22 protein-coding genes are annotated in these 19,948 nt (G+C 34.9%); 6 read left to right on the forward strand and 16 right to left on the reverse strand.

The genetic code is table 11. The features are described 5' to 3' along the window. On the forward strand, positions 1–615 hold the full coding sequence (locus K6119_RS09040) for a hypothetical protein (RefSeq protein WP_221838438.1): 615 nt from the start codon (positions 1–3) through the stop codon (positions 613–615). Here the strand turns inward: K6119_RS09040 and K6119_RS09045 are convergent. The 7 genes from K6119_RS09045 to dxs form a co-directional block, all read right to left on the reverse strand. Beyond that, positions 612–1,817, reverse strand: a complete 1,206-nt coding sequence (locus tag K6119_RS09045) for an outer membrane beta-barrel protein (protein ID WP_221838440.1) — start codon at positions 1,815–1,817, stop codon at positions 612–614. The two genes, K6119_RS09040 and K6119_RS09045, sit on opposite strands and share 4 nt — an antisense overlap. Next, complete coding sequence (locus K6119_RS09050; RefSeq protein WP_255715169.1) at positions 1,807–2,340, reverse strand: RNA polymerase sigma factor; 534 nt, start codon at positions 2,338–2,340, stop codon at positions 1,807–1,809. The genes K6119_RS09045 and K6119_RS09050 overlap by 11 nt, the downstream gene beginning before the upstream one ends. Positions 2,341–2,399: 59 nt before the next feature. Then, complete coding sequence (locus K6119_RS09055; RefSeq protein WP_221838443.1) at positions 2,400–3,059, reverse strand: hypothetical protein; 660 nt, start codon at positions 3,057–3,059, stop codon at positions 2,400–2,402. Position 3,060: 1 nt separating this feature from the next. After that, positions 3,061–3,426: a hypothetical protein gene (locus K6119_RS09060; RefSeq protein ID WP_221838445.1), complete on the reverse strand. Its 366-nt coding sequence runs from the start codon at positions 3,424–3,426 to the stop codon at positions 3,061–3,063. Between the two features lies 1 nt (position 3,427). Next, on the reverse strand, positions 3,428–4,669 hold the full coding sequence (locus K6119_RS09065) for an LVIVD repeat-containing protein (protein WP_221838447.1): 1,242 nt from the start codon (positions 4,667–4,669) through the stop codon (positions 3,428–3,430). 135 nt (positions 4,670–4,804) lie between these two features. Continuing rightward, positions 4,805–5,353 (reverse strand): hypothetical protein, encoded by a 549-nt coding sequence (locus K6119_RS09070; protein WP_221838449.1) that lies wholly within the window; start codon positions 5,351–5,353, stop codon positions 4,805–4,807. Positions 5,354–5,363: 10 nt separating this feature from the next. After that, positions 5,364–7,310 carry a 1-deoxy-D-xylulose-5-phosphate synthase gene (gene dxs / locus K6119_RS09075; protein WP_221838451.1) on the reverse strand — a complete coding sequence of 649 codons (1,947 nt, stop codon included), beginning with the start codon at positions 7,308–7,310 and terminating at the stop codon, positions 5,364–5,366. A 231-nt stretch (positions 7,311–7,541) separates the two neighbouring features. Here dxs and K6119_RS09080 point away from each other — a divergent pair, with 231 nt between their 5' ends. Further along, on the forward strand, positions 7,542–7,925 hold the full coding sequence (locus tag K6119_RS09080; protein WP_221838453.1) for a DUF1987 domain-containing protein: 384 nt from the start codon (positions 7,542–7,544) through the stop codon (positions 7,923–7,925). Here the strand turns inward: K6119_RS09080 and K6119_RS09085 are convergent. From K6119_RS09085 to K6119_RS09120, 8 genes are read right to left on the reverse strand one after another with little or no spacing between them, the layout of a single operon-like run. Then, positions 7,922–8,494, reverse strand: a complete 573-nt coding sequence (locus K6119_RS09085; RefSeq protein WP_237828145.1) for a hypothetical protein — start codon at positions 8,492–8,494, stop codon at positions 7,922–7,924. The genes K6119_RS09080 and K6119_RS09085 overlap by 4 nt on opposite strands. Beyond that, a complete protein-coding gene (locus K6119_RS09090) occupies positions 8,491–9,549 on the reverse strand; it encodes a M42 family metallopeptidase (protein ID WP_237828146.1) in 1,059 nt (352 codons plus the stop codon). The genes K6119_RS09085 and K6119_RS09090 overlap by 4 nt, the downstream gene beginning before the upstream one ends. 27 nt (positions 9,550–9,576) lie before the next feature. Next, positions 9,577–9,891 carry a hypothetical protein gene (locus tag K6119_RS09095; protein ID WP_221838459.1) on the reverse strand — a complete coding sequence of 105 codons (315 nt, stop codon included), beginning with the start codon at positions 9,889–9,891 and terminating at the stop codon, positions 9,577–9,579. Between the two features lie 13 nt (positions 9,892–9,904). Continuing rightward, positions 9,905–10,315: a BrxA/BrxB family bacilliredoxin gene (locus K6119_RS09100; RefSeq protein ID WP_221838460.1), complete on the reverse strand. Its 411-nt coding sequence runs from the start codon at positions 10,313–10,315 to the stop codon at positions 9,905–9,907. Positions 10,316–10,355: 40 nt separating this feature from the next. Next, a complete protein-coding gene (locus K6119_RS09105; RefSeq protein WP_221838461.1) occupies positions 10,356–11,381 on the reverse strand; it encodes an NAD(P)/FAD-dependent oxidoreductase in 1,026 nt (341 codons plus the stop codon). A 35-nt stretch (positions 11,382–11,416) separates the two neighbouring features. Continuing rightward, positions 11,417–12,010 carry a hypothetical protein gene (locus K6119_RS09110; RefSeq protein ID WP_221838463.1) on the reverse strand — a complete coding sequence of 198 codons (594 nt, stop codon included), beginning with the start codon at positions 12,008–12,010 and terminating at the stop codon, positions 11,417–11,419. A gap of 1 nt (position 12,011) precedes the next feature. After that, positions 12,012–12,221, reverse strand: coding sequence for a membrane lipoprotein lipid attachment site-containing protein (locus tag K6119_RS09115; RefSeq protein ID WP_221838465.1), 210 nt, complete (start codon positions 12,219–12,221; stop codon positions 12,012–12,014). 22 nt (positions 12,222–12,243) lie between these two features. After that, positions 12,244–12,939, reverse strand: a complete 696-nt coding sequence (locus tag K6119_RS09120) for a ComF family protein (protein ID WP_221838467.1) — start codon at positions 12,937–12,939, stop codon at positions 12,244–12,246. A gap of 507 nt (positions 12,940–13,446) precedes the next feature. Between K6119_RS09120 and K6119_RS09125 the strand changes: the two genes are divergently transcribed. The 4 genes from K6119_RS09125 (at position 13,447) to K6119_RS09140 (ending at position 19,510) form a co-directional block, all read left to right on the forward strand. Next, the gene (locus K6119_RS09125) at positions 13,447–14,424 is read left to right on the forward strand and encodes a ribonucleoside-diphosphate reductase small subunit (protein WP_221838469.1); all 978 of its coding nucleotides are present in this window, start codon (positions 13,447–13,449) and stop codon (positions 14,422–14,424) included. An 86-nt stretch (positions 14,425–14,510) separates the two neighbouring features. Continuing rightward, complete coding sequence (locus K6119_RS09130; protein WP_221838471.1) at positions 14,511–16,874, forward strand: ribonucleoside-diphosphate reductase subunit alpha; 2,364 nt, start codon at positions 14,511–14,513, stop codon at positions 16,872–16,874. A 313-nt stretch (positions 16,875–17,187) separates the two neighbouring features. Next, positions 17,188–18,786: a hypothetical protein gene (locus K6119_RS09135; RefSeq protein ID WP_221838473.1), complete on the forward strand. Its 1,599-nt coding sequence runs from the start codon at positions 17,188–17,190 to the stop codon at positions 18,784–18,786. A gap of 43 nt (positions 18,787–18,829) precedes the next feature. Then, positions 18,830–19,510, forward strand: a complete 681-nt coding sequence (locus tag K6119_RS09140) for an alpha/beta fold hydrolase (protein ID WP_221838475.1) — start codon at positions 18,830–18,832, stop codon at positions 19,508–19,510. Between the two features lie 11 nt (positions 19,511–19,521). On the opposite strand, the gene K6119_RS09145 is transcribed toward K6119_RS09140, so the two are convergent. Then, positions 19,522–19,917, reverse strand: a complete 396-nt coding sequence (locus K6119_RS09145; RefSeq protein ID WP_221838477.1) for a Fur family transcriptional regulator — start codon at positions 19,915–19,917, stop codon at positions 19,522–19,524. Positions 19,918–19,948: the final 31 nt, after the last annotated feature.

Below are 19,948 nucleotides of genomic sequence, written 5' to 3' on the forward strand. Positions count from 1 at the left end.
ATGGAAGTTTTAATACTAATTCTATTTGTTGGGGGATTCATAGCTTTAATTGTTTGGGCATTTAGATATGCCAGCAGAGTGAATAAACGAAAAGCAAAACTTTTTGAAGACTTTGCTCTTGCTCACAATCTTCAATTAAAACAAGATAAAATAATGCTTGCCACATTGAATGGCGTTAAAGGAGACTTTAAGGGTTATGACCTTTATATCTACGAACGAATGCAAGGTTCCGGTAAAAACAGACATGTTGTGACTTATGTAGAGTTCAAACAATGCCCATTTGATTTTGATTTTAAAATTGGCAAAGAGAATTTTTTCACTAAAACCGGGAAGCTTTTAGGAATGACAGATATTCATTTTAATGATGATGCCTTGGATAAAAAGTTCCTATTTAAAAGCAAAAACGAAGATAAATTCAGGTCATTCTTTGACTATAAACTTCAAGCTGAATTAAGCGCTTTAGACAAAGCCCTTAAAGGCAGCATATATTACAGTGCAGAAGAAAAAAAGATGACTTATTCTATATACGGTGCCACACCAAATCAAAAAACCTTTGATGAAATGATTAAGGTGGTAAACTTTATGGCTATGATGATAGGTAACTACAGAAACTAAAAGTACCAACTTAATCCAACCGTTCCTCCTACCCAGTGTTTTCTATCTAACAAGGGAACCTGAGATGGATATGTTTGATAAAAATACCATCTATAGGCAGGAGAAATATGCATATGAAGAGTGTTTTTTATTCTAAAATCCAAAGAAGTTCCCAGCTTTAACGCACCTCTATAACCAATTCCGACACTAGAGGATTTAGTAGCTTCTTGCGCCAAATCCGATTGAAAAGAAACACTTTGATGGATTGGTAGTTCAGTAATCACACCACCTTCAAATCTCCATCTAAAATTCTTTTTCTGAATTGCATCAAACTTCACAGAAAATGGAATTCCAACTGATGATAAAGTAGTCTGGAAATTCTCCACCTGATTTAACTGACTTACATATTTAGTTTGTCCAAAATCTAAACCTGTTCTCCATGCGAACCTATTTGAAAAATATCTACCAACAAAACCTCTCACAAACATGGTGGATCTTACTTGTCCGTTGTATAAAGCCAACTCATTTCCATTCATAATTGCGGCGTCTGCATAAGTATTTAATGGCGGAACTACCGTATTGATCATCTCCTCCTGCGGATTAAAAAATTGATCTACATCATTGTAATACCCAAACTCAAACCCAACTTCCCAAGGTCTATTTACTTTAGGAGTAAACTCTTCAATTGGTTGCATTTGTGGATATTGAAAAATGTTTTGCAATAACCCAACTCTTTGATTTGGCAATTTTGCAATGAAATCCGAAGAAGAAATCACATCATGTTCTACCTTTTCAACATTCTCAAAAGGCACATATTCATTTTTAGCGATTACACTTTTAGTTGATTGAACGGAACTTGATTGTTGATTGGCACTTTTCACTTCATCAACTAAAATTTCATTTTCCTCAACTATATCTTTTGAAGTATCATTATTTGAAATAGATTCTTCTTGATTTTCATCAACATCTACTAAACTGCTCTCATTGGAATTATTATTGGCCAAATGATCATTTGAGCCTTGATCAATATTAACAACAAATAAAATAACAGCAGTCATAGCCAAAGAAACACCACTGAACCACCACCAAAATGCTCCACGCTTTTTTCTTTCTCCACCATCTAAAGCAGCTTCAATATCTCCCCACAAAGCTTCAGACGGTGCAGCTCCATAATCTTGAAATTTATCTTTCAAGCTACCGGCTTGTGTATTGTTACTTTGCATAATTCAATCTTTTTTTATCCTCCAGCACTTCTTCTTCAATCATATTTCTCAGCAAAACTCTGGCTCTACTATACTGTGATTTTGATGTTCCTTCTGAGATATCTAATAATTCTCCAATTTCTTTGTGCGTATATCCCTCCACTGCATACAAGTTAAAAACAGTCCTAAAACCTGTAGGTAATTGCTGGATTTTTCGCATTAAATCTTCTAATTCTAATTGTTCAATAGCATCATCTGCAACGGTTGGCTGTAAATCATTTCCATTTAAGAACTGACTCAAATTTTTAAGCGACTTGTTTTTCCGGTATTGCTCTAGTGCAGTATTAACAGTGATTTTTCTTAACCAAGCGCCAAGTGGACCAGTTTGAGACCATCTTTCTAAATTTTTAAATGACCTTATGAATGCTTCTTGCAATATATCTTCTGCTTCTGCTTCATTTGAAGCATACCGTAAGCAAATACCCTTCATCATATATGAAAATCTGAGATATAGCTCATACTGCGCCTGTCTGTTATTTTCCAAACAAGCCTTTACTAATGCCAGATCTGTATGTTTCTTATATTCTGAAATAAGTCTCCTTTCTATTTAAAAGTTAAGGCAAATTTTAATTCTATTCTATTAGCGTGACGGATGGTAATAAAATCATCCCACCAACTATTAACCTCTTTTAAATAAGCATATCTGTATCCTAAACTAGTGGAAAAACCCATTCTATTGCCAAAATACTTGGTATATCCCAACTTGACACCACTTCCTAATCCTCCTGAATTATTGTCCCAATTTCTCATAGGCATTAAATATCCTGTTGATACTTCAACGAAAGGAGTCCAGTGTTTATTGAGTATATTATATCTTCCTGTGGCTAAAAAGGGAACATAAGCATCCCAAAAGTAATTCTCCCAACCAATTGCTAGCCCCACATCCCAATGCTCATTGAAAGAATATCCATTACTAAATAGGATTGAAGGAGAGAGCTCACTCCCTCCGACAACTCCTACTTCTGCGCGTAGAAAAATTCCTTTCCCGCTGACCTTAGGAGTGAACTTTTCAATACCCGCAACTTCATTGCTTGCAAAAGACCAGATAGAACCATCTTTTGTTTGCAGACGAACACCAGTAGAATCTAAATCCAACAATCTTCCTCTTATTTCTGAACCATTTTTTAGTTTAACAGTCCTGTCTTGTTGAGCAAAAAGTACTGAAGTACTTAAAGTCAATAAAATCAATAATAAACTCTTCATCTTATAATTTTTTTAAGGTGAAATGAGCCTTTCTTTTATAGGCTTTTACCTCACCTTCTATTTCAGGATTGGGTGTGATATCAATCAAAGCTATTTGATAATCAAACATGATGGTATCATAGGTTGTATACCCCCCTAATGATAAATGATTAATAGAATCTCCTTTGGTGACTTTAATATAAGCCTCAGGATACCCTTCCCAAATACAATTTGTTCCTTTTGGACAGCGTGAATCTGACAATTCAACTGCTTCAATGGTTAAATCACCATTTTCTCCTACCTGTCCTTGTTTCAATACAAGGTTTTCCCCTGTTTTCTTACAAGAAAACAGGAGTAAAACGCTTGATAAAATCACTAAATACTTCATGCTAAAATTGAATTTTGCTCAATAATTTTAAATCGTTTGGATCAGTGTAATCATACTGATAGATTCCGTCATCACCAATTACCATTGCCACTCCGTTATAAGGAATTACATCTGTAGCCTGGATATTAGAGAATCTTTTAATTTGATGATTTCCGGCATCTGAAGGATTGGACGCATCAAATACTCTCAACCCGTCTTTTCCGTCACAAACAAATAATGTTGATCCATCAATTCCAACACCATGGGGATTAGTCATATCATAAGACTCTAGCAATACAGGATTTGATTTATTTGTGATATCTATAATATCCAACTGATTGATATCGCCGCCACACATACTACCTGAACGAACAGTTACATAAGCTATGTTATCTTGTATAACAACCGGATCACAGGCTCTCCAATGTTCAATTGAACCAACCCATTGCGGAGCTGCCGGATCTTGAGTACTATAAATAAGCATTCCTGTTTGAGTACCCATATACAAGTAGTTGCCATCAGGGAAAATAGTTTCAGTATTCCATGATAAATAAGCTGACGTTCCTTCAACTGGATTGATTGGATCTGAAATACTAAAAGGTCTTAATTGATTATTGTCAATCACATATAAATAATTGTTCAAAATAGTCATCTGAGCGATTGAACCCGCAACTCCTGTACCTCCGGGAGAAGAATTTGTACTGGCATCTGCTAAGGCAAAAGTTTCACAACCTAAACAGCCTGTCCAAATTGGTGTTGGATTAGTTTCATCTTTTGTCTTTACGACATTCCAAGAAGTAACTATACCTTGTGATTTGTCAATTGTTTGAGTAGGATAGTTTTTTTCCATGAGCGGCAAGGCTGTTGGAAAAACCTCTTCTAACCTTTTTACCTCAACCGGATTATAAAGTGAAGTAATATCAACAATCACTAAATCAACTAAAGCCGTAATGTAAAGGTGATTGTCTTTTATCGACAAACCAGAGGCACCCATTACATTCAAAAACCCAACATTGTTAGGATTTGAAGGGTCTGAATTATCTATAAAGTGAATTCCTTCATTAGGTTCTACAACAAATAAGTGATCATTAAAAAAGTAGATATTACCATCTTTGGTAATAGATCTTGGCGACTCAAATACGGCAGGAGTTCTAAAAGTTCCGGCATCTGTATACACAGGCTCATAACAGTAATATTTATTTACAGCTTTGTCACAAGCACTTAGTGCAACAATTGATAATAATAAAAACGCAATCTTTTTCATTTTGTAATAATTGAGATTTTGGTCAGCATTTTCAGTACTGATGAATCTCCTTGAAAAAGGGTTGCATTTAATTTTAAAAAATTAGCTTGAAAAATTCAGACGCCCATTTTTATTGGGCTTGAAGAGCAAAAAAAATTAATCGATAATTCTATATTTTCTATTCATTAAGAATGAAATCTCAATTTCTTGCCCCTTGTGATTGTAAACTGCCATCACTTCAAATCCGGCAATCTGACCAACTTGTTCTCGACGCAAATGCAATAAAATTCTCTGCGTTTGATTAAATTCTTCTCGCTTTGATTTAAGTTCGGCCATTTTTAAGCGAAGTTTCAATAATTCAAGGTTTTTAGGAGCCATGTGAAGTTGTAGACTTTCAGGATAGAGTTTCAAAGAATTTTCATATGCTAAATTTTGATACGCCATAGTATCGATCATGGAACCTAGAGTGTCAATGTCCATTTGTATTAATCTCAAATTCTCCTCCGTTGTTGCCAGCATTCCATTTAAGTCATCAACAGATACTGTATCAACCATATTAACTTTTACCGGAACCGTATCAGACAAAAACAAATAGTTACGCACTTCATCACGCATTATTTCTTGATCAGAAGGGGTATTTTGATCGTCATTATTGTTGCAGGAAAATAAAATTAGAACGGTAAAAAAGGGAAAAAAGAATCTCATAAAATATTGATTAGCCAACCAATGAAGAAGCATTCAAAATGATCCCGTCCATTAGCTTTTTAGCAGATTTAACTTGTGCTTCTACATCATAAAAGCAATCGCGATACAATTCTTGTTGTGTTCCGTGATCTATGAATTTATCTGGAATTCCCAATCGAACCACTTTTGCTTGATAATTATTATCTGCCATGAATTCAAGAACTGCGGACCCCATTCCTCCCATCAAACATCCATCTTCAACTGTAATCACCTTATCAAACTTTGTAAAAACCTCATGCAGCAATAATTCATCAATCGGTTTCACAAATCGCATATCGTAATGCGCAACAGAAATTCCGTCTTCTTTTAATTGATCAATTGCTTTTTGCGTTAAGTTTCCGATAGAACCTATAGTGACAAAAGCAATGTCATCACCATTTGTCAACCTTCTTCCTTCACCTACCTTAATTTCTTTAAAAGGTTTTTTCCAGTGAGTCATGACACCTTTTCCACGTGGATATCTGATAGAAAAAGGACCTTTATTAGGCAGTTGTGCAGTATACATCATATTGCGCAACTCTTCTTCATTCATTGGAGCGGAAACAATCATATTTGGAATTGATCTCATGTAAGCCAAGTCATATGCTCCGTGGTGGGTTGCACCATCAGCTCCGACTAATCCTCCACGATCCAGGCAAAAAACAACATTCAAATTCTGCAAGGCTACATCATGAATCACCTGATCATAAGCTCTTTGCATAAATGATGAATAAATATTGCAAAACGGGATCATACCTTGCGTAGCTAAACCGGCAGAAAAAGTAACAGCATGTTGCTCTGCAATTCCCACATCAAAAGCTCTATCCGGCATTGCTTTCATCATTATGTTTAAAGATGAGCCTGTTGGCATTGCTGGAGTAATCCCCATTATCTTTTCGTTTTGTTCAGCCAATTCAACAATAGTATGACCAAAAACATCCTGGTACTTAGGAGGCTCAGGACTTTCAGGAATGATTTTTACAATTTCTCCAGTTTCTTTATTAAAGATACCCGGTGAATGCCATTTGGTAGCATCTCCTTCTTCAGCAGGAGCATAACCTTTTCCTTTTTTGGTTAAAACATGTAAAATTTTAGGACCTTTTATGTCCTTAAAATCCTCCATAATTTTTACCAAAGCAATGGTATCATGTCCATCAACAGGACCAAAGTATCTAAAATTCAAAGACTCGAAATAATTTGAGTGCTTTAATAAAGTTCCTTTTAGAGCATTACTGATTTTTGAAGCAATTGTTTGAGCATTGGGTCCAAATTTTGAAACCTTACCCAGTAATTTCCAAACATCATCTTTTACCTTATTATAGGTATGAGAAGTTGTAATATCAGTAAGATAATCACGTAAAGCTCCAACGTTAGGGTCAATTGACATGCAGTTATCATTTAAGATAACCGTTAGATTCATATCTTCTAATGAACCTGCATGATTTAGACCTTCAAAAGCCAAACCGGCCGTCATGGCACCATCTCCAATAACAGCAATATGATTTCTTTCATCATGCTTATAGTGATTAGCTACAGCCATACCTAAAGCAGCAGAAATAGAAGTTGAAGAGTGTCCTACACCAAAAGTGTCATATTCACTTTCAGACCTTTTAGGAAACCCTGAGATTCCACCTTTTTGACGATTTGTATGAAACCTTTCTCTTCGTTCAGTTAAAATCTTGTGCCCGTAAGCTTGATGTCCTACATCCCAAATTAACTGATCATGGGGTGTATTAAAAACATAATGAATAGCAACAGTAAGTTCTACTACACCTAAACTGGCACCAAAATGCGAATTTCCAATTTCTGAAATAACGTCAATAATGTAATGGCGCAACTCATCAGACAACTGAGGTAGTTGATCAATCTCGATTTTATCCCTTAAATCTTTAGGGGTATTAATCTGACTTAATAGTGGGCCGGCCTTGTATTGAGACATCTTATTACAAAATTACGCATAATTGCGCTTTTACAATAACGTTTAAGCAGTTGATTTGTTGACAGTAATTAGGATTTATTAAGAAAACATTCTATTTAAAACCCTTATTTCATACGATTTAGAATAAGAATCTCACAATTCAACGAATTTTTTCGTCAACTTACCGAGAATGCAATCTAAATTGAAAAGCACACACGTATATTTGACCCGAATCTATTAAAAGAATGACCCATGAACACTTTTAAAGTAGAAGCCACTCACAAGACACCTGAGATTGAAGGCAATATTGAAGAAGGTAAATTCTCAATCAAAGGAAAATGCATACCAGAAGACGCCAGAGGCTTCTTTATACCTTTCAGGGACTGGTTTATGCAATTTGTTCAATCTGACTGCAATAAAATATATGCTGAGTTAGATTTGGAATATTTCAACACCTCTACTTCTAGCATCTTACTAGATGTATTTAAACAATTAGATAATCTATCTAATAAAAAAGAAGTTGAAATCACCTGGATTTATGAAGAGGATGATTTTGAAATGGAAGAAGTTGGACAGGACTACAAATTAATGATTGGAGAAAACTTTAAATTACAATCAAAGCCCTGGGAAAATTAACCATCCCAATCCGTCTTTCCTTTATTAATAAACCTGGTAGGAATATTTTTACCTTCTTTTTGGTAATAATATACTTGAAAAAGATTTTCTAAGTAATCCCAATGCAGATTATTGGTTGATTTATCGTAATTGACATATCCAAGTGATTCATTTTGTTCCTTTGTGATATACACAAGTAAATCTTCATCATATTTACTTCTTATCTCCATTTCAAGGTTGTAATCATAATCATGAAACGGAACTAATTTTAAATTAAACCCACCTTCTGCACCGGATGCTTTCATCAAACTACCTTCATAAGTTTGCAGTTCATACTTTTCATCTGCATCAATAACAAATACAGTATTTGGATGACTCACTTCATCTTTTGCAGGATTTCTTAAGGAAAGATGGGCAGCAATCGATTCATCAATATATTCTTCTCGCTTAGGAGCATCTTTTACATCCACATGATCAACATCTTCCATCACCTCTTTTTGAGGCTCATCAATCACTTTATCATTTACACCTCCACCAGATTGGCAAGATATAATCGGAAAAAAAAGCCGGAATGAAAGTCTCTTCATCATTTAAAAGACCAATCGTGCGTATCAATATCTGTTAAACAAGATGTCAATAAATTAATTGAACCGGCAATATCATCTTTATTGGCCATTTCAATTACCTGATGTAAATGTCTGGTAGGAATAGAAACCGCACCTGCAATAGAACCTCCTTGAGTCATTCTTTGAATTCCGGCAGTATCTGTCCCACCTTGAGGTAGAATTTCAGGTTGCCATTTAATTTTATGTTTTTTCGCAGTGTTTTTCATAAACTCAACCATGCGATAATCACAGATTGTACCGGCATCCATCACTTTGATAGCTGTTCCTTCACCTAGTCTTGTAATTTTTTCATGTTCAGCTGCACCAGGTAAATCAAAGGCAATGGTTGTATCTAATCCAAAACCAAAATCAGGATTAACCTTTAATGATGCCGCATTTGCTCCTCTAATTCCAACTTCTTCTTGAACGGTAAAGACCCCATAAATATCATAAGGCACCTTTTTACCCTTCAGTTTTTTAAGCGTTTCAATTAAAATAAATACCGCCAACCTATTGTCTAAAGATTTTGAATTAACGCAATTACCCATCTCAATAAACTCACGTTCTCTTGTTATAGGATCTCCAATTTGCACTAACTTTTCTACTTCTTTCTTTGACAAACCTGTATCGATATAATAGTCAGAAATCTTGGCAACCTTGTTGCGTTCTTCCGGAGTCATCACATGAATTGGCTTAGATGCCATCACTCCGATAACATCTTTTTTACCATGAATTAAGACACGTTGCGCAGTTAATGTTTTTGGGTCAAATCCACCCAAAGTATGAAAACGGATAAATCCTTTATCGTCAATATGAGTTACTATAAAACCTATCTCATCCATATGAGCACCTATCATCACCCTTTTAGGATCTTTTGCCGACCCTTTTTTTATGGCATAGACATTTCCCATATTATCTACTTCCACTTCATCTACCAAAGGTGTAATTTCCTTTATTACTAGTTCACGCACCTTTTGCTCAAACCCAGGAGCACCAGGAGTTTTACATATTTTGGCTAATAATTTTGTATTAATTGACATAGTACCGGTTTTAAAAACTCAATATAATTATTCTTTTTCTTTTGTAGTATCTCCTATCATTGTAAGGCGGTATGCCAGCATGGCCGGAACTCCTAAAAAGCAAACGACAGCAATCATCCAACCAGATAGCTTTCTTGTCATTTCAACCCCACTACTCAATAAATCTCGATTAAAATCCTGATCCCAACCAAAAAACTGGCGTAAGCTAACGGTCTCTTCTTTTTCAGCCACAAGCGTTGACAACTCTACTTCAAAAATTTGAGCAGGGTAAAAATAAAAGATCAGGAACATTGCTATTCCTGATCCTAAAAAAACTAAAATGAATTTCAATTTTTTATCCACTTCACACTAAAGTTTAGCAATACTCATCATATGCCATCTTTAGGTTGTCTGCAATCATTTCTGCAGATCTTCCTTCAATGTGATGTCTTTCAATAAAGTGAACCAAAGTTCCATCCTTAAACAATCCAATAGATGGAGAAGATGGAGGATATGGCAAGGTATATTTTCTTGCTTGTTCAGTTGCTTCCTTATCTACACCGGCAAAAACCGTTACCATGTTATTAGGCAATTTTGTATGTTTAGTTGATAAGATTACACCCGGCCTCATTGTTCCGGCAGCACAACCACATACTGAATTGATTACAACCAAAGTAGTTCCTTCTTTATTTAAAGCTGAATCAACTTGATCAACCGTTTCTAAACTGTCAAATCCTGCTGCTTCCAGCTCCTGTTTCATTGGTGTTGTTAATTCTGTAGGATACATATATATAGTATTTTAAAATCAAAAAATTATTTGTGCAAAATTACGCATAAAAATGCTTTTCATATCGTTGGACGTTTACCTCATCATCCAGTTTACAATCTTCTATAAGATATTTTAACATTTGAATGGCATAAAAAGGAGCAATAGAAACACCTTTGGTCCCCAATCCATTAAAAACATGAAGCTTTTTTAAGGAAGGATGTGTTCCCAAAAGTGGCCTTCTATCTGAAACTGTAGGTCTTATTCCACCTTCATGATCTACTATATTGAATTCAAAGCGACAAAAAGTTTTGAGCCTTTCCAGCAATTCATCTTTCCCTTCCTGGGTTGGAACGGGCTTATCTTGTTGCCAATTGTAGGTAGAACCAATTTTGTATTGATCATTTCCAATAGGTAATACAAACATATTTTTATTCAGAATGTCATCATACTTCAAGTCGGGAGCATGAATGGTTAAAACATCTCCATGAGAAGGTTTCATTGGGATATAATTGAAATATGGATTATCCACTAATTGATAACCTTCACAAAAAATGTATTGATCGTTATTCTCTATTTGATCTGAAGAAAAGGCTTCATCTATAAATTGAACACCATTTTGACTCAAGTACTTTTTAGATCCATCTAAAAATGCATTGACATCCAGATGACCCAGAGAATTAACTTTTCCCACTCCAAAAGGAGCATCAACAAAAGGATGATTTAAATCTTCTGCAGCTTGTAAGTATTGATCAAACCTACCATCCCCTTCTAATGCGGCCCAATTGTTTTGCTCCTCAATTGAAGCAAATACGCGAACTATTGAGCGGTGGGACAACAATTTTATTCCTATTTTATCTTCAACTGTGGAATAAAATTGACGAGCTGCCGGAAACAAAACATCTACATTCCAACCTTTGGTAAGTCTTTTAAAAATAATGGGGTTGATCATTCCGGCTGCAACTCTTGAAGAATGGTTTTTTCCATTATCATAAACGCTAACAGGAATACCTTTAAGATGAAATTGCCAGGCCAATGTTGCACCGGCCAGTCCAAATCCTATAATTGTGTAATTTGATTGTTCCATAAAAAAAGGTGAGTAACACCCACCTTTGAATTATTTTATTCTTCTTCTACTGTTTTTTCGAGAAGTTCCTTTAAAGTTTTGATTTTACCCAACTCTTCATCCACCTTCTCTTTGACTTCATCAACTTTTTGTTGAGCCAAATCAATTAAGGTAACTTTTTCTTTATACACCTCTTCTGTAATTGTTCCTTCGCTTTTTTCTTTCTCCACTTTTTCAAGGGCGATATCAATTTTACCTTGATTTAGGGAGATTTCAATTTGAAATCCCTCTACTTTCTCTTCCGCCTCTTCAATTTTCTTTTTGGCTTTTTGCCTTGCTTCTTCTGCCCGCTGCTGACCAAATTCTCTTCCGCTTAAATCACCTTTATCTTTACCGTAGGCATTACCATTATTGGATTTTTCTTTATGCTCTTTGTGATGATCGTGATCATCATCATCATCATGATCTTTCTTTTTCTTATCATGATCATTGTGTTTTTCATGCTTTTCTTTGTCATGATCATGATCGTCATCATCATCTTCTTCATGTTTATACTCTTTCTTTTTTTCTTCTTTTTTCTCATGACCTTTTTGGGCATAAGTTGGAAGAAAAGTGAATAGCAAAACAGCTATAATTAATACTTTTCTCATCTTAAATACCATTTAATAAAGAATCAACTTCATTACTCAAGTTGTTCATATCATTTTCTAAATCTTGCAAACCATCATCAACATCATCTGTTGACTCTTCAATCTCGATTGTTTCTTGTTCAGTTGCTTCAGATTGATCTTCTACAACTTCCTCTCCTCCGCAAGCAGCTAACACAAGCAACAAACTTGGGATAAAAAATATTTTTTTCATCATAACTTATATCATCTTAAGATTAAACTCTGGCTGCTAATGTAGCAACACTAACTTTACAATTTTCAATCTTCAACAATTGTTTTACACATGCTTCTATTGTAGCTCCTGTAGTTAAAACATCATCAATAAGTAGCACATGTTTATCCTTCAATTTTTCAGCTTTGTTTACTTCAAATATATCACGCACATTTTGCCATCTATCAAATTTAGTGACCGTTGTTTGAGAGGGATTGTGTTTCACTCTTTTGATTAAACTTTCATTTAATCTAACATTTAAGACACTTTGTAAACCTTTGGCAATAACTGTTGATTGATTAAATCCTCTTTTACGCATTTTTTTAGGATGCAATGGAACAGGTATAATCCAGTCATAACTAACATTAGAAGGCATACTTTGCGCCAGTTTTTCACCCAAAAATTCAGCAAACTTTGTTCTACTTTTATATTTTATAAGATGCAAGATATCCTGTGTTTTGTTCCCTTTCTCAAAATTGAATAAAGCGTGTGTATACTGCACGTCTACTCGCCCCCAAAAAAGTTGTTGCAGGGCATTTTGATCAGTAACTTTTTGATTTATATATGGCAAATCGTAAAGACAATTGAGACATAAATATTGCTCATTTATATTTAAATCTACGCTACACATTTCGCAATGATTGGGATAAAAGACATCTAGTGTAGCTGTTGCAATATTTTTAATTTGATATGTGATCACTTATATAGTAATATCTTGAAGAAAGTTACCATTAAATTTAGTATTAATTTTTAACATCTTAAAGTGGATAAATTAAAACCAAATTTTACTTGATTCCAACTTGTTATTTGTGGTAAATTGTAAGTCCAAGCTCAAACAAAATACCCTCCAGCGGGAGGCAATAAAGGAGTTGTTGAAATAAAGTGAAAAACCGTGTCAATATTTTTAAGGTTTAGAAATTGTAATCAGAATATTAAGAGCCTGAATCCCTTGCAATTAGAGGGTTTTAAAAGTTTAGATTTTAAGAATTGTTGATAAGTAAGGGGTGATTGTGGATTAAAATTGATTGTGATTTGTCGAAAAAATCACAAGTTTTGTCGTACCGATTTACCTATTAAAATCAACTAAATTTTTCCGCTACTTAGTGGACAATTTTTTAACTAAAAAAATGACCAACCTGTCACTTTTGACTGAACAAGTTTCGGAGGCAGGAAAGAAAAGTATTTGAATTAAAAAAAGGAGAGCGTAATGGCAGAAGCAAAAGAACCGATTTTAGAAGAAAACAACGACAGATTTGTATTATTCCCAATTCAGCATGATGATATTTGGCAGTTTTACAAGAAGGCGGAGGCTAGCTTCTGGACTGCTGAGGAGATTGATTTAGCTCAAGATTTAGTTGATTGGAATGAAAAACTAAATGATGACGAGCGTCACTTCATTAAACACGTTTTAGCATTCTTTGCTGCTTCTGACGGAATCGTAAATGAGAATTTGGCAGAAAATTTCTTATCAGAAGTACAATACACTGAGGCTAAATTCTTTTACGGATTTCAGGTTGCTATAGAGAATATTCATTCAGAAACATACTCGTTACTGATTGACACATATATCAAAGACACAAAAGACAAAAACTATTTATTCAACGCCATTGACACTATTCCGTGTGTAGCTAAAAAAGCGGAATGGGCATTAAGATGGATTGATGAAGGTTCTTTTGCTGAGCGTTTAATTGCATTTGCTGCAGTAGAAGGAATCTTCTTTTCAGGATCATTTTGTTCTATTTTCTGGTTAAAGAAAAGAGGATTAATGCCTGGATTGAGTTTTTCAAATGAACTTATATCAAGAGACGAAGGATTACATTGTGACTTCGCTTGTTTATTATACAACAATCACCTGGTTAACAAATTATCAAAAGAGACTGTAAGTAAGATCATTACTGATGCAGTAGAGATAGAAAAGGAATTTGTTACAGATGCTATTCCAGTTAAGTTAATCGGAATGAATGCTGATCTAATGACGCAATACATAGAGTTTGTTGCTGACAGATTGCTTGCCGAGTTGGGATGTGAAAAGGTGTACAACTCGACAAATCCATTTGATTTTATGGATATGATCAGTATTCAAGGTAAAACGAACTTCTTTGAGAAGAGAGTTGCTGAATACCAAAAAGCAGGTGTAATGAATCAAGGAGAAAACCAGACCTTCTCATTGGATGAGGATTTTTAAAAGAATTGAATTGTGAAACCCCTGTCCATTGTTTACTTCTAATCCCAGGGAGTAAAGAATGAACGAGCAACAGCCAAGGACGAATTATGTATGTAGTAAAAAGAGATGGTAGAAAAGAGCCGGTTAAATTTGACAAAATAACCGCGCGTGTAAAAAAATTGTGCTACGGCCTGGACAGTATGGTTCAGCCAGAAGTTGTAGCAATGAAAGTTATTGAAGGATTGTATGATGGTGTTAGCACATCAGAGCTTGACAGTTTAGCAGCTGAAGTTGCTGCTTCTAAGACAATTGAGCACCCTGATTATGCTTTGTTAGCATCAAGAATTTCAGTTTCAAACCTTCACAAAAACACTAAAAAGTCGTTTTCAGACACAGTAGATGATTTATACAATTACATTGACCCTATTACAGGTGAAAATGCATCTTTGATTGCAGAAGATGTTTATCAAATTGTAAAAGACAATGCAGAATTTTTTGATTCAAGCATCATCTATGATCGTGATTTCAAATACGATTATTTTGGATTTAAAACATTAGAGAGAGCATACCTATTGAAGATTGATGGGAATATTGTTGAGCGTCCGCAACAAATGTTGATGAGGGTTGCAATTGGTATCCACAAAGAAGATATCGCTTCAGCAGTGAAAACCTACAATGCTATGTCAGAAGGATGGTTTACACATGCTACACCTACTTTATTTAATGCCGGTACTCCTAAACCACAGATGTCGTCGTGCTTCTTATTGCAAATGCAAGAAGATAGTATCGCAGGAATCTATGACACATTAAAACAATGTGCTCAAATTTCACAATCTGCCGGAGGAATCGGTTTGTCGATTCACGATATCAGAGCCAAAGGTTCATATATCAAAGGAACCAACGGAACTTCAAATGGTATTGTTCCAATGTTGAGAGTATTCAATGACACTGCCAGATATGTAGATCAAGGTGGAGGAAAAAGAAAAGGTTCTTTTGCTATATACATGGAGCCTTGGCATTCTGATATTTTTGATTTCCTTGATTTGAAAAAGAATCACGGTAAAGAAGAACAAAGAGCAAGAGATTTATTCTACGCTATGTGGATTTCTGACTTGTTCATGGAAAGAGTTGAGTCAAATGGAGATTGGACTTTAATGTGTCCAAATGAGTGTCCTGGACTTTCTGAAGCTTATGGTGATAAGTTCAAAAAACTTTACACTAAATATGAAAAAGAAGGTAGAGGAAGAAAAACCATTAAAGCTCAAGATCTTTGGTTTAAAATCTTAGAATCTCAAATTGAGACTGGTACTCCTTACATGGTTTACAAAGATGCAGCCAACGAAAAATCAAACCAAAAGAATTTAGGTACTATCAAGTCTTCAAACTTGTGTACAGAGATTTTAGAGTACACTGCTCCGGATGAAGTAGCAGTTTGTAATTTAGGATCTATTGCACTTCCAAAGTTTGTAGATGCTGAAACTAAGGAGTTTGATCACAACAAATTATTTGATGTTGCTTATCACTTAGCAATTAACTTGAATAAAGTAATTGATCAAAACTTTTATCCAATTGAAGAGGCTCGTAACTCTAATATGAGACACCGTCCTATTGGAATTGGTGTACAAGGATTAGCTGATGCTTATATCTTGATGAGATATCCATTTGATTCTCCTGAAGCAAGACAGTTGAATAAAGAAATTTTCGAAACTATCTATTATGCTGCTGTTACTGCTTCTAAAGATCAAGCAATAATTGATGGACCTTACGAAACATGGAAAGGTTCTCCAATCTCTAAAGGAGAGTTCCAATTTGATATGTGGGGTGTTACTCCTTCAAGCAGATGGGAATGGGATGTTTTGAGAGAAGAAGTTAAAAAACACGGAGTTAGAAACTCATTGTTGTTAGCTCCAATGCCAACAGCTTCTACTGCTCAAATCCTTGGAAACAACGAATGTTTTGAACCATACACTTCAAATATTTATACAAGAAGAGTACTTTCTGGTGAGTTTATTATCGTAAACAAACACTTATTGAAAGACTTAGTGAAGTTAGGATTGTGGGATAGCACAATGAAGAACAAATTAATGGCCGCTAACGGATCAATTCAAAATATTGATGAGATTCCTGCTGACATTAAAGAACTTTATAAAACAGCTTGGGAAATTTCTCAGAAAACGATTATCGATCAAGCTGCTGATAGAGGTGCCTTCGTTTGTCAATCTCAATCATTGAACTTGTTCATGGAGAATGCGAACTTCGCTAAATTAACGTCAATGCATTTCTACGGTTGGAAAGCCGGTTTAAAAACTGGAATGTATTACTTAAGAACAAAAGCTGCTACAGACGCTATCAAGTTTACACTTGACAAGAACGCTACAGCCGCTCCGGTTGCTAAAACTGAAGAAGAGAGAATGGCAGAAATTGCTTGCTCTTTGGATGATCCGGACAGCTGCGAAATGTGCTCTGGATAGAAGCGAAAGCAGCCAATTAAATTGCACGCATCAAAACCCGATCTAAAACGGGTTACCTTAACTGTAATCTTGAAAATAGGTTACGCCGGCTTCAAAATTTGAAGCCGGCTTTTTTTGTTTATATATCTTCCAAATTAAAAGCCCTTGATTAAAAAAATGACTTTAATTTTGTTTTCACCCAACCTCAAAACACGTTAAAAAATTCGTGAAGCAAATTGTTAAGTCAAATAAAAAATCCTTTTACACTTTTATCTTACTTATTATAATAAGCGTTGGATTAAGGGTTCACTTAACAGGCTTAAACAATAAACCCATGCAAGTTACTATATGGGATGCTTTGGGTTATTATCAATATCTACCAGCCACTTTTATTTACAATGATGTTGACAAACTAGCATGGTATGAAAAACTGGAAAGTAAATACAATCTAAGTGGTGGCGAAATATATCAATATCAGCAATTAGAAAACGGAAACAAAGTTGCCAAGTACACAGCAGGTGTGGCAATTATGCAAAGCCCATTTTTTTTATTAGCCCACTCCTATGCTCTTTTATCGGACTACGAAGCAGATGGTTTTTCTGCCCCATACCAATATGCAATTGCCTATGGAATGGTACTTTACTTTATTCTGGCATTGTTCATTTTAAGAAAGATACTCTTACGATATTATGACGATACAATTACTTCAATCACACTTATTCTAATAACCCTCGCTACCAACACATTACAATACGTTGCTGCTGAAGCCGGAATGAGTCATGGATATATCTTCTTACTTTATTCATTACTCATTTGGTTTACCATTAAATGGCATGACAAACCAACATTCAAATACTCAGCTTTAATTGGTTTCACAGTTGGTTTTGCAGCAATTTGTAGAATTACTGATGCAGTTATGATTTTAATCCCAATTCTTTGGGGAATAAGTGATAAAGAAAGTCTGAAACAGAAAATCAAACTATTGAAAGAAAACAGCAGCTTATTATTGTGGTGTGCAGCTTTTGGAATACTGGCAATTCTTCCACAAATAATGTATTGGTGGTATGTGACTGGTTCACCATTGCATAAAATGGGAAGTAAATGGCAGTTCTTAGACCCATGGTTCCGCGTACTCACAGGATTTGAAAAGGGTTGGTTTATCTATACTCCTGTCACCATATTCATGATAATTGGTTTGTTTTTAATAAGAAAAAAGGAATTCAGAGTTGCTGTAGGTACTTTGGCATTTATTAATATCTGGATTATCATTTCATGGCACGAATGGAGATATGGCGCATCATATTCAACAAGAGCTCTTGTACAATCATACCCAGTTTTGGCTTTGCCTTTGGCAGCATTTATTTCACATAGTTGGAAAAAACATTTAAGGTACCTGGTATCAGCTATCGCAATAATATTATGTTCTGTAAACATCTTTCAAATACATCAATACAACAAAGGAATTTTAATTGGAGATGGAATGAATTTTCAATATTATAAGGCAGTTTTCTTAAAGAATGAAGTCACACCATTAGCTGCAAGTTTAATTGAAACAAGTGACTATGTTTCAGATTTTGAACCCAAAAAGACTCTGGTCAGCATTAGCAGTCAACCGATAGAAACCAGAGAAGGAAATCCTATACCTATAATCGAATTAAATAATGTACAGGATGTTCATCTTAAAATTGAAACTGTTATTGCAACTACATTTGGAATTTTGGATAGTGATATAGTGTGCAGTTATCAAAATAATGATTTCAAAAAGGAACAACGTTTTTGTCTAGGTAATCATGCAACCAAAATAGACAATGACAATGACTATGCATTTTTCTTTATAATACCTGAAGACAAACTTGGCGGAAGATTCTCAATAAGTATTGAAACTAAGAGTTATGTTAAGGGTGAAATTCACCTTTTGACAGTTTTCAATTGATGTAGAATAAATAACGATATCTTAGATAACTAATAAAAAGCAAATGAAGAAAGATCTGATTTTATTACACGGCGCACTGGGTGCTGCCAAAGAGTTTGAGCGCTTTGTGTTAGACCTATCTGAGCATTTTAATGTTTATAGCTTTGATTTTAGTGGACATGGCAACAATGATTCAACTGAAAAATTTAGCATGTCTCTCTTTGCAGAGAATTTGAAAGATTTCATAATAGCCAATGAACTGGATCGCCCTCAAATATTTGGCTACAGTATGGGAGGATACGTAGCTTATACTTTGGCAATTAAAGAACCAGATTTATTAGGAGACATAATGAGTTTAGGGACAAAACTCAAATGGGATGTATTAACAGCCAAGGCTGAAACCAAAAAATTGAATCCCCAAATTATTGAAGAAAAGGTTCCAAAATTTGCTCAGTATTTAGACAGTTTACATCTTGATTGGAAGCAAAATATGCTAAAAACGGTTGATTTAATGATAGACCTTGGAAATGGAGCCGCTTTGGAATTATCAGACTTTTCAAAAGTGCAGAACAAGTGTTTTATTGGTTTAGGAGATCATGATGAGATGGTGAGTTGCAGAGAAACTAACGAAGTGCATGACGCATTACCAAACAGTCATTACTATAGTCTTATCAATACCAGACACCCTTTAAATCAAATAGACAAAGACTTGCTGGTTAATCAGATAATTGAATTTTTAGGATAAACACTTTTACCTTAAGAACAGCTTGAGCAAATTCCAAAAACTTGCATCTCAACACGGTCTACTTTAAATCCTTTTAAAGATATGTCGGGAATTTTAGGAACATCAACACAATAAACTTCATGACAATTGTTGCATTGAAAGTGCACGTGCTCATGGTGATGTGCCTTTTCATGGCAATCTTCTTCACACAAAGCCAATTTTTTCTCTTCGCCCAAACTAATTTCATGAATCAAACCTTTGGCCTTAAAAGACTTTAATGTGCGATACAAAGTGATCCTGTCAAAATCACCAAGAGCCTTTTCAATTTGAGACAATGAAATTGCTGCTTTACTATCCATAAAGACTTTAAGAACAGCTAGTCTAAAATCTGTAACTCTTAATTTTTTCGATTTCAACAAATCAATCATATGCCAAAAATGCAAATAAATATTCATTTCT

The sequence above is a fragment of the Paracrocinitomix mangrovi genome, from assembly GCF_019740355.2.
In the GTDB taxonomy this organism is placed as follows: Bacteria; Bacteroidota; Bacteroidia; order Flavobacteriales_D; family Crocinitomicaceae; genus Paracrocinitomix; species Paracrocinitomix mangrovi.

Excerpts from the sequence above, each read along its gene's own strand:
- K6119_RS09040 (WP_221838438.1), top strand. The coding sequence starts at position 1 with ATGGAAGTTTTAATACTAATTCTATTTGTTGGGGGATTCATAGCTTTA.
- K6119_RS09045 (WP_221838440.1), bottom strand. The coding sequence starts at position 1,817 with ATGCAAAGTAACAATACACAAGCCGGTAGCTTGAAAGATAAATTTCAA.
- K6119_RS09055 (WP_221838443.1), bottom strand. The coding sequence starts at position 3,059 with ATGAAGAGTTTATTATTGATTTTATTGACTTTAAGTACTTCAGTACTT.
- K6119_RS09060 (WP_221838445.1), bottom strand. The coding sequence starts at position 3,426 with ATGAAGTATTTAGTGATTTTATCAAGCGTTTTACTCCTGTTTTCTTGT.
- K6119_RS09065 (WP_221838447.1), bottom strand. The coding sequence starts at position 4,669 with ATGAAAAAGATTGCGTTTTTATTATTATCAATTGTTGCACTAAGTGCT.
- K6119_RS09070 (WP_221838449.1), bottom strand. The coding sequence starts at position 5,353 with ATGAGATTCTTTTTTCCCTTTTTTACCGTTCTAATTTTATTTTCCTGC.
- dxs (WP_221838451.1), bottom strand. The coding sequence starts at position 7,310 with ATGTCTCAATACAAGGCCGGCCCACTATTAAGTCAGATTAATACCCCT.
- K6119_RS09080 (WP_221838453.1), top strand. The coding sequence starts at position 7,542 with ATGAACACTTTTAAAGTAGAAGCCACTCACAAGACACCTGAGATTGAA.
- K6119_RS09085 (WP_237828145.1), bottom strand. The coding sequence starts at position 8,494 with ATGATGAAGAGACTTTCATTCCGGCTTTTTTTTCCGATTATATCTTGC.
- K6119_RS09090 (WP_237828146.1), bottom strand. The coding sequence starts at position 9,549 with ATGTCAATTAATACAAAATTATTAGCCAAAATATGTAAAACTCCTGGT.
- K6119_RS09100 (WP_221838460.1), bottom strand. The coding sequence starts at position 10,315 with ATGTATCCTACAGAATTAACAACACCAATGAAACAGGAGCTGGAAGCA.
- K6119_RS09105 (WP_221838461.1), bottom strand. The coding sequence starts at position 11,381 with ATGGAACAATCAAATTACACAATTATAGGATTTGGACTGGCCGGTGCA.
- K6119_RS09110 (WP_221838463.1), bottom strand. The coding sequence starts at position 12,010 with ATGAGAAAAGTATTAATTATAGCTGTTTTGCTATTCACTTTTCTTCCA.
- K6119_RS09115 (WP_221838465.1), bottom strand. The coding sequence starts at position 12,221 with ATGAAAAAAATATTTTTTATCCCAAGTTTGTTGCTTGTGTTAGCTGCT.
- K6119_RS09125 (WP_221838469.1), top strand. The coding sequence starts at position 13,447 with ATGGCAGAAGCAAAAGAACCGATTTTAGAAGAAAACAACGACAGATTT.
- K6119_RS09130 (WP_221838471.1), top strand. The coding sequence starts at position 14,511 with ATGTATGTAGTAAAAAGAGATGGTAGAAAAGAGCCGGTTAAATTTGAC.
- K6119_RS09135 (WP_221838473.1), top strand. The coding sequence starts at position 17,188 with ATGCAAGTTACTATATGGGATGCTTTGGGTTATTATCAATATCTACCA.
- K6119_RS09140 (WP_221838475.1), top strand. The coding sequence starts at position 18,830 with ATGAAGAAAGATCTGATTTTATTACACGGCGCACTGGGTGCTGCCAAA.
- K6119_RS09145 (WP_221838477.1), bottom strand. The coding sequence starts at position 19,917 with ATGATTGATTTGTTGAAATCGAAAAAATTAAGAGTTACAGATTTTAGA.